The sequence below is a fragment of the Mycobacterium sp. WUMAC-067 genome (assembly GCF_020217485.1).
GTDB lineage: Bacteria > Actinomycetota > Actinomycetes > Mycobacteriales > Mycobacteriaceae > Mycobacterium.
In genome coordinates this window covers 46529-54381 of sequence record NZ_JAEKMI010000030.1, presented here as the reverse complement: position 1 = coordinate 54381, position 7853 = coordinate 46529, and the positions used below count along the sequence as shown (strand labels likewise).

Below are 7853 nucleotides of genomic sequence, written 5' to 3'. Positions count from 1 at the left end.
CCGGGTCACACTGGAGGGCGTAAGGGGGCTTGGGTTGCGATGAGGTTTCTCGACGGGCACCGACCCGGATACGACTTGACCTACAACGACGTCTTCATCATGCCGAACCGCTCGGAGGTCGCGTCGCGGTTTGACGTCGACCTGTCCACCGGGGACGGCTCGGGCACCACGATTCCGGTCGTCGTCGCCAACATGACCGCGGTGGCCGGCAAGCGGATGGCCGAGACGGTGGCGCGCCGCGGCGGGCTCGTGATCCTGCCGCAAGATCTGCCCATCACCGCGGTCGAGCAGACGGTCGAGTTCGTCAAGGGCCGCGACCTGGTCCTCGACACCCCGGTGGTGCTCGAGCCCGACGACTCGGTGTCCGACGCGATGGCGCTGATCCACAAGCGGGCGCACGGGGTCGCCGTCGTCGCCTTCGAGGGCCGGCCCCTGGGACTGGTGAGCGAATCGTCCTACCTGGGCGTGGACCGCTTCACCCGGGTGCGCGACGTCGCGATGACCGACTTCGTCACCGCCCCGGTGGGCACCGAGCCGCGCAAGATCTTCGACCTGCTCGAGCAGTCCCCGATCGGTGTCGCGGTCGTCACCAATGCCGACGGCACGCTGGCCGGGGTGCTGACCCGCACCGGCGCCATCCGCGCCGGGCTGTACACCCCGGCCGTCGACGCGCGTGGCCGCCTGCGGGTGGGCGCGGCTGTCGGCATCAACGGCGACGTGGGGGCCAAGGCGCGCTCGCTGGTCGAGGCCGGGATCGATCTCCTGGTGATCGACACCGCCCACGGGCATCAGGTCAAGACGCTCGAGGCGATCCGGACGGTCGCGTCGCTCGATCTCGGCGTTCCGCTGGCGGCCGGCAACGTGGTCTCGGCCGAGGGCACCCGAGACCTGCTCGCCGCCGGGGCGAGCATCGTGAAGGTCGGCGTGGGCCCGGGCGCGATGTGCACCACCCGGATGATGACCGGGGTCGGGCGCCCGCAATTCTCGGCTATCGTCGAATGCGCTTCGGCGGCACGGGAATTGGGCGGGCATGTGTGGGCCGACGGCGGTATCCGCCATCCGCGCGATGTGGCGCTGGCGCTGGCGGCAGGCGCGTCCAACGTGATGATCGGGTCATGGTTCGCCGGCACCTACGAGTCGCCTGGCGACCTGATGCGCGACCGCGAGGACCAGCCGTACAAGGAGAGCTACGGCATGGCGTCCAAGCGGGCCGTGGTCGCCCGCAGCGGCGCCGACACGGCGTTCGACCGCGCCCGCAAAGCCCTGTTCGAGGAAGGCATTTCGACCTCGCGGATGGGGCTGGACCCCGCCCGCGGCGGCGTCGAGGACCTGCTCGATCACATCACCTCGGGCGTGCGTAGCACCTGCACCTATGTCGGCGCCGCGAGCCTGGCGGAACTGTACGAACGGGTCGTCGTCGGGGTGCAGTCGACCGCGGGCTTCGCCGAGGGGCATCCGCTACCGCTGGGTTGGTGACACGCGGCATGCAGTAAGGCTAGCCTTGCCTAATAAGGCCTGCTAACCTACTGCGCCATGACCTCCTCTTCCCCTGCCGTCAGCGCCGAGCTGCTGAGCATCCTGCGCGACGACCTCAACGTCGACGCATCGCGCCTGACCCCCGACGCCAGGTTGGTCGACGACGTCGGACTGGACTCGGTGGCCTTCGCCGTGGGCATGGTGGCCATCGAAGAACGGCTGGGCGTCTCGCTGTCGGAAGAGGAGCTGTTGAACTGCGACACGGTCGGCGACCTGCAGGCCGCGATCGCCGCCAAACACCGCGATGAGTGAGCTGGCCGCGGCGCTGACGGCCGCGATGCGCGGCAGCAGCAGCGATCTGGTCGTCTTCGACCGCGAGTCCTCGGCCTGGCATCGCCATCCGTGGCCCGAGGTGCACGGGATGGCCGAGGGCATCGCCGCCTGGCTGCTCGACCGGGGCCGGCCCGCCGCCGTGGGGCTGGTCGGCGAACCGACCGTCGAGTTCGTCGCCGCCATCGCGGGCGCGTGGCTGACGGGTGCGAGCGTCTCGATCCTGCCCGGGCCGGTGCGCGGCGCCGAGGGCCGGCGGTGGGCCGAGGCGACGCTGACCCGCTTCGACGGCATCGGGGTGCGCACCATCCTGAGCCACGGCTCGTACCTGGACGGCCTGCAATCGCTGGATCCGGCGTGCCTCGACGACGACATGGTCATCGAAGACGTTGGGCCCGTGGCGCATACGGGCCGGTCGTGCAACGATCCGCCGGCCCGCAGCGAGAATCCCGCGATCTTGCAGGGGACGGCCGGCTCGACCGGCTCGCCCAAGACCGCCGCGCTGTCGCCGAACGCGGTGCTGGCCAACCTGCGCGGCCTCAATCAGCGTCTCTCGGTGTCCCCCGCGGACGTCGGCTGCTCGTGGCTGCCGCTCTACCACGACATGGGTCTGTCCTTCTTGCTCGCGTCGTCGTTGGGGGGCATGTCGGTATGGCTCGCGCCCACATCGGCTTTCACCGCCTCGCCGTTTCGATGGTTGAGCTGGCTGTCGGAAAGCCGCGCGACGATCACCGCGGCACCGAACTTCGCCTACAACCTGGTCGGCCGGTACGCCCGCCGGGTCTCCGATGTCGACCTCGGCGCTGTGCGGGTGGCGATCAACGGCGGGGAGCCGATCGACTGCGAGGGATTCGAGCGCTTCGCGCAAGCGATGGGCCCCTTCGGGTTCGACGCCGGGGCGGCCACCCCGTCCTACGGGCTGGCGGAGTCGACGTGCGCGGTGAGCGTGCCCGCCCCGGGCACCGGGCTACGGTTCGCCGACGTCACCGACGAGACCGGCTCGCGCCGCCACGCGGTGCTGGGCGAGGCCATCCCCGGCACCGAGATCCGGATCTCGCCGCGTGACGGCGCGCAGGGCGACATCGGTGAGATCGAGATCCGCGGCGCGTCGATGATGGACGGCTACCTGGGCCACGCCCGCGTCGATACCGAAAACTGGTTTCCCACCGGCGATCTCGGCTTCTTTGCCGACGGCGGCCTGGTGGTGTGCGGCCGGGCCAAGGAGCTCATCACTATCGCCGGGCGCAACATCTTCCCGACCGAGATCGAGATGGTCGCGGCCGGGGTCCGCGGCGTGCGCGAAGGCGCCGTGGCGGCGCTGGCCACCGGCGAACGTTCCGCGCGCCCCGGCCTGATCGTCGCCGCCGAATTCCGGGGGTCAGATCAGGCGGGCGCGCGCGCCGACGTCATCGCGCGCGTCGCATCCGTGTGCGGCGTCGTTCCCTCCGACGTCATCTTCATGGCCCCGGGGTCGTTGCCCCGAACGTCGTCGGGCAAACTGCGCCGCCTGGAAGTGCGGCGCTCTCTAGAAACGGTGGATTAAGTGACGGCAACGCCTGAGACGACCGCAACCGACCTCGACGGCTACCGGGACCTGCTGACCGACGCGTTCGACGAGCAAGTCCTGGCCTGGACGGCGGAAGCCGAAGCGCGGCAACGGTTTCCACGTGAGCTGATCGAACACCTCGGCGCCCGCGGAGTTTTCCGCGAGAAGTGGGGCGACGGCCCGCTGCCCGACGTCGGCAAACTGGTCGAGCTCGCCTTCGCCCTCGGCAGGTTGTCCTCGGCCGGCATCGGGGTGGGCGTCAGCCTGCACGACTCGGCGATCGCCGTCCTGCGCCGGTTCGGCAAGTCGGACTACCTGCGGGACATCTGCGAACGAGCGATCCGCGGGCAGGCCGTGCTGTGCATCGGGGCCTCCGAGGAGTCCGGCGGCTCCGACCTGCAGATCGTCGAGACCGAGATCTCTTCTCGGGAAGGCGGTTTCGACGTCCGCGGGATCAAGAAGTTCGTCTCGCTGTCCCCCATCGCCGATCACATCATGGTGGTGGCGCGCAGCGTCGACCACGACTCGTCCAGCAGGCACGGCAACGTCGCGCTGGTCGCGGTGCCGACGGCCCAGGTCAGCGTGCAGCGGCCCTACGACAAGGTTGGCGCCGGGCCGCTGGACACCGCCGCCGTGCACATCGATACCTGGGTTCCCGCCGACGCCCTGGTGGCGCGGGCCGGCACCGGGCTGGCGGCCATCAGCTGGGGACTGGCCCACGAGCGGATGTCGATCGCCGGTCAGATCGCGGCGTCGTGCCAGCGGGCGATCGGGATCACGTTGGCCCGCATGATGTCTCGACGCCAGTTCGGTCACACGCTGTTCGAACACCAGGCGCTGCGCCTGCGGATCGCGGATTTGCAGGCGCGCGTCGACCTGCTGCGGCATGGCCTGCACGGCATCGCGGCGCAGGGCCGGCTGGATCTGCGCGCGGCCGCGGGAGTCAAGGTGACCGCGGCCCGCCTTGGCGAGGAAGTGATTTCGGAATGCATGCACATCTTCGGCGGGGCGGGTTACCTCGTCGACGAGACGCCGCTGGGCGAATGGTGGCGCGACATGAAGCTCGCCCGGGTCGGTGGCGGCACCGACGAGGTGTTGTGGGAGTTGGTGGCCGCCGGAATGGCGCCCGATTACAGCGGCTATGCGTCCCTGGTCGGCGATGCCGGGGCTTCCAGCGCGTAGAGCGCCATGCGCCGGTTCGTCGTGTCGTGCTCGCCGAGGAACTCACATCCGACGTACTCGCACAACCTGCGCGCGGCGGTGTTGCGGTGATCGGGATCGAACATGATCCGGCGGCACCGCGGCTCCATCGAAAAGGCGCTGGCCACGATCCGGGGCAACAGCATCGGGCCCAGGCCCCGGTTCACCAGCTTCACATCGGCGATGGCGGCGTGCAGCCCCAGGTCGTAGGGCTCGGCGTCGTAATAACGTGAGATGAGATCCCTTGCGCCCCAATACAGTTCGAGGTAGGCGCAGTCCGCGCCGCGCACGTTCCCGATCAACGGCAGGGAGTAGGTGCCCCCGAGTTGGGCGTCCAGGTGCTGCCGCCAGCGCGGCGTCGGCCAGTCGTACTCCCACGCCTCGGCCAGATGCGGCTGGTTCATCCACTCGGCCACCATGTCCGCATCGGCGAGCTGCGCGACGCGCAGCGCGAAGGGGGCATCCAGAAAGGGCGTGGGTGGCCGGGGGATCTGTGCGACGTGGTCGGCGATGTCGAAGCGCTCGCGGGGCAGGATGTGAACGGACGGCGTTTCCGGTGGGGCGTCGGACATAGTGCGCAGAGCGTACCTGAGTAAGGGTAGGCATACCGTAGTTGCCCCGGGTCGGCGGTCGCCTCCGGCGCCGGCACCAGCGTCGCGGCGGCGTCGCCGCCGCAGGGCCGAAACCCGGGCTAGCATAAGGCAGCAAAGACGGAAGCAACCGCGTCCGCCCGCGACCAGGCAGCGAAAGGATCGACGTGCCGCAGGCACCCGTGCAGGCCATCGGCTTGCCGGCGCACGGGCCGTCGGACGACCCGCCCGATGCGGAGCCTCCCCCGGTCACCGCCTCGCCACATTCGATCCGCGGGCGGCGTGATTCATGAACGTCACCGTCACCGTGATCAGCATTGTGGCGATCGCGGTGCTGATCTTCGGCAACGCCGTGTTCGTCGCCGCCGAATTCTCGTTGACCACCCTGGACCGCAGCGCGGTCGAGGCAAACGCCCGCGGCGGCGGCCGCCGCGACCGCTGGATCCGCCGCGCGCATCAGCGGCTGTCGTTTCAGTTGTCGGGCGCGCAGCTCGGGATCTCCGTCACGACGCTGGCGGCCGGTTACCTGACCGATCCGATGGTGGAGGACCTGCCGCACCCGTGGCTGGACGCGCTCGGTATCCCCGACAGGGTCGGCGACGCGATCATGGCCGTCCTGGTGCTGGTGATCGTGACGTCGGTGTCGATGGTGTTCGGCGAGCTAGTCCCGAAATATTTGGCGGTGGCGCGACCTCTGTCGACCGCCCGCGCCGTCGTGGCCGCCCAGCTGCTGTTCTCGCTGCTGCTGACCCCGGCGATCCGATTGACCAACGGCGCGGCGAACTGGATCGTGCGCCGGCTGGGCATCGAGCCCGCCGAGGAGCTGCGGTCCGCCCGGTCACCGCAAGAGCTGTTGTCACTCGTGCGTTCGTCGGCGCGCAGCGGCGCCCTGGACGCCCCGACAGCCGCCCTGGTGCGCCGATCATTGCAGTTCGGCACCCTGAGCGCTGAGGAGCTGATGACACCGCGGTCCAAGATCGTGGCGCTGCAGACCGACGACACGGTGGCCGACCTGGTGACCGCGGCCGCCGAGTCCGGGTTTTCCCGCTTCCCCATCGTCGACGGTGACCTCGACGAGACCGTCGGCATCGTGCACGTCAAACAGGTGTTCGCGATCCCGCGGGCCGACCGGGTCCGCACGCTGCTGACGACGGTGGCCCAACCCGTGGCCGTGGTGCCGTCCACACTGGACGGTGACGCGGTGATGGCCGAGATCCGGGCCAGCAGCCTGCAAACCGCGCTCGTCGTCGACGAATACGGCGGCACCGCGGGCATGGTGACCCTCGAGGACTTGATCGAAGAGATCGTCGGCGATGTCCGCGACGAGCACGACGACGCCACTCCCGATGTGGTGCCCGCCGGCACCGGCTGGCGGGTGTCGGGCCTGTTGCGCATCGACGAGGTGGCCGCCGCCACCGGCTTCCGGGCGCCCGAAGGACCCTACGAGACGATCGGCGGGTTGGTGCTGCGCGAGATCGGTCACATCCCGGAGGCCGGTGAAACGGTGAAGCTTCCCGGGCTGGACGCCGACGGGCTGCTCGACGCGGTGACGCGCTGGCAGGCGCGGGTCATCCGGATGGACGGCCGCCGTATCGACCTGCTCGAGTTGACCGAACTCAGCGGTCACGGCGACATTCCCGCGGCGGAAGGACGCCGATGAGCGAGACCATGGGCGTGCTGCTGGCGTGCCTGCTGATCGCGGTGAACGCGTTCTTCGTCGGGGCGGAGTTCTCGCTGATCTCGGCGCGGCGCGACCGCCTCGAAGCGCTGGCCGAGCAGGGCAAGGCGGCCGCCGTCGCGGTGATCCGCGCCGGCGAGCAGCTGCCGTCCATGCTGGCCGGCGCGCAACTGGGCGTCACGGCCGCGTCGCTGCTGCTCGGCCGGATCGGTGAGTCGGCGGTCTCCGACCTGTTGCAAACGGCGCTCGGGCTGACCGCGATTCACCCGGCGCTGCTGCACACGTTGTCGTTCGTGATCGCCCTGGCCATCGTGGTGACGCTGCACGTGCTGCTGGGCGAGATGGTGCCCAAGAACATCGCGTTGGCCGGTCCGGAGCGCGCGGCGATGCTGCTCGTCCCGCCGTATCTGGCGTACGTGCGGGTGGCCCGGCCGTTCATCGTGTTCTACGACAAGTGCGCCAGCGTGGTGGTGCGCGCGCTCGGCGTCGAGCGCAAGGAGGAGCTGGAGATCACGGTCTCGCCCGTCGAGCTGAGCGAGATGATCGCCGAGTCCGCGTCGGAAGGCCTGTTGGACCAGGAGGAGGGCACCCGGCTGGCCCGGGCGCTGCAGATCCGTCACCGCGTGGTCGGCGACGTGGCGGTGCCCCTCTCCGGGGTGCGCGCGGTGCCGGTGGCCGCGGCGGGCAAGGGCCCCACCGTCGGCGCGGTCGAGGAAGCCCTGGCCCAGAGCGGCTACTCCCGCTTCCCCGTGGCAAACGTCGACGGCAGCTTCGTCGGCTATCTGCACATCAAGGACGTGCTGACGCTCGACGACGGTCCCCAGACGGTGATCGATCTGGCAAAGGTGCGGCCCTTGCCGGGGCTGCCGCGGTCGCTGCCGCTGGCCGAGGCGTTGTCGCGGCTGCGCCGCAACAACAGCCACCTGGCGCTGGTCACCGACGAGATCGGCGCCGCGGTGGCGATGGTGGCGATGGAAGACCTGGTCGAAGACTTCGTCGGGACGATGCGCGAGGCCTAGCCGCACTGGCCCGA

Annotated in this window: 7 protein-coding genes; 6 read left to right on the top strand and 1 reads right to left on the bottom strand. The window is 70.2% G+C overall.

Annotation, left to right across the window (positions count from 1 at the left end; all coding sequences use genetic code 11):
• Window positions 1-39 precede the first annotated feature (39 nt).
• The 4 genes from JF781_RS19570 to mbtN are packed head-to-tail and all read left to right on the top strand — an operon-like array spanning window position 40 to window position 4534.
• Entirely contained in the window at window positions 40-1476 is a 1437-nt protein-coding gene (locus tag JF781_RS19570) for a GuaB1 family IMP dehydrogenase-related protein (protein ID WP_225329248.1), read from the top strand.
• Between the two features lie 57 nt (window positions 1477-1533).
• Entirely contained in the window at window positions 1534-1788 is a 255-nt protein-coding gene (locus tag JF781_RS19565; protein ID WP_225329246.1) for an acyl carrier protein, read from the top strand.
• Window positions 1781-3349, top strand: coding sequence for a long-chain-fatty acid--ACP ligase MbtM (mbtM, locus tag JF781_RS19560; protein WP_225329245.1), 1569 nt, complete (start codon window positions 1781-1783; stop codon window positions 3347-3349). Before JF781_RS19565 ends, mbtM begins: the two co-directional genes overlap by 8 nt.
• A complete protein-coding gene (mbtN, locus tag JF781_RS19555) occupies window positions 3350-4534 on the top strand; it encodes a mycobactin biosynthesis acyl-ACP dehydrogenase MbtN (protein WP_225329244.1) in 1185 nt (394 codons plus the stop codon).
• Here the strand turns inward: mbtN and JF781_RS19550 are convergent.
• Window positions 4492-5124, bottom strand: a complete 633-nt coding sequence (locus JF781_RS19550; RefSeq protein ID WP_225329243.1) for a GNAT family N-acetyltransferase — start codon at window positions 5122-5124, stop codon at window positions 4492-4494. The genes mbtN and JF781_RS19550 overlap by 43 nt on opposite strands.
• 307 nt (window positions 5125-5431) lie before the next feature.
• On the opposite strand from JF781_RS19550, the gene JF781_RS19545 reads away from it, so the two are divergent.
• Window positions 5432-6802: a hemolysin family protein gene (locus JF781_RS19545; protein ID WP_225329242.1), complete on the top strand. Its 1371-nt coding sequence runs from the start codon at window positions 5432-5434 to the stop codon at window positions 6800-6802.
• Window positions 6799-7839 carry a hemolysin family protein gene (locus JF781_RS19540; protein ID WP_225329241.1) on the top strand — a complete coding sequence of 347 codons (1041 nt, stop codon included), beginning with the start codon at window positions 6799-6801 and terminating at the stop codon, window positions 7837-7839. The genes JF781_RS19545 and JF781_RS19540 overlap by 4 nt, the downstream gene beginning before the upstream one ends.
• The last annotated feature ends 14 nt before the right edge of the window (window positions 7840-7853 follow it).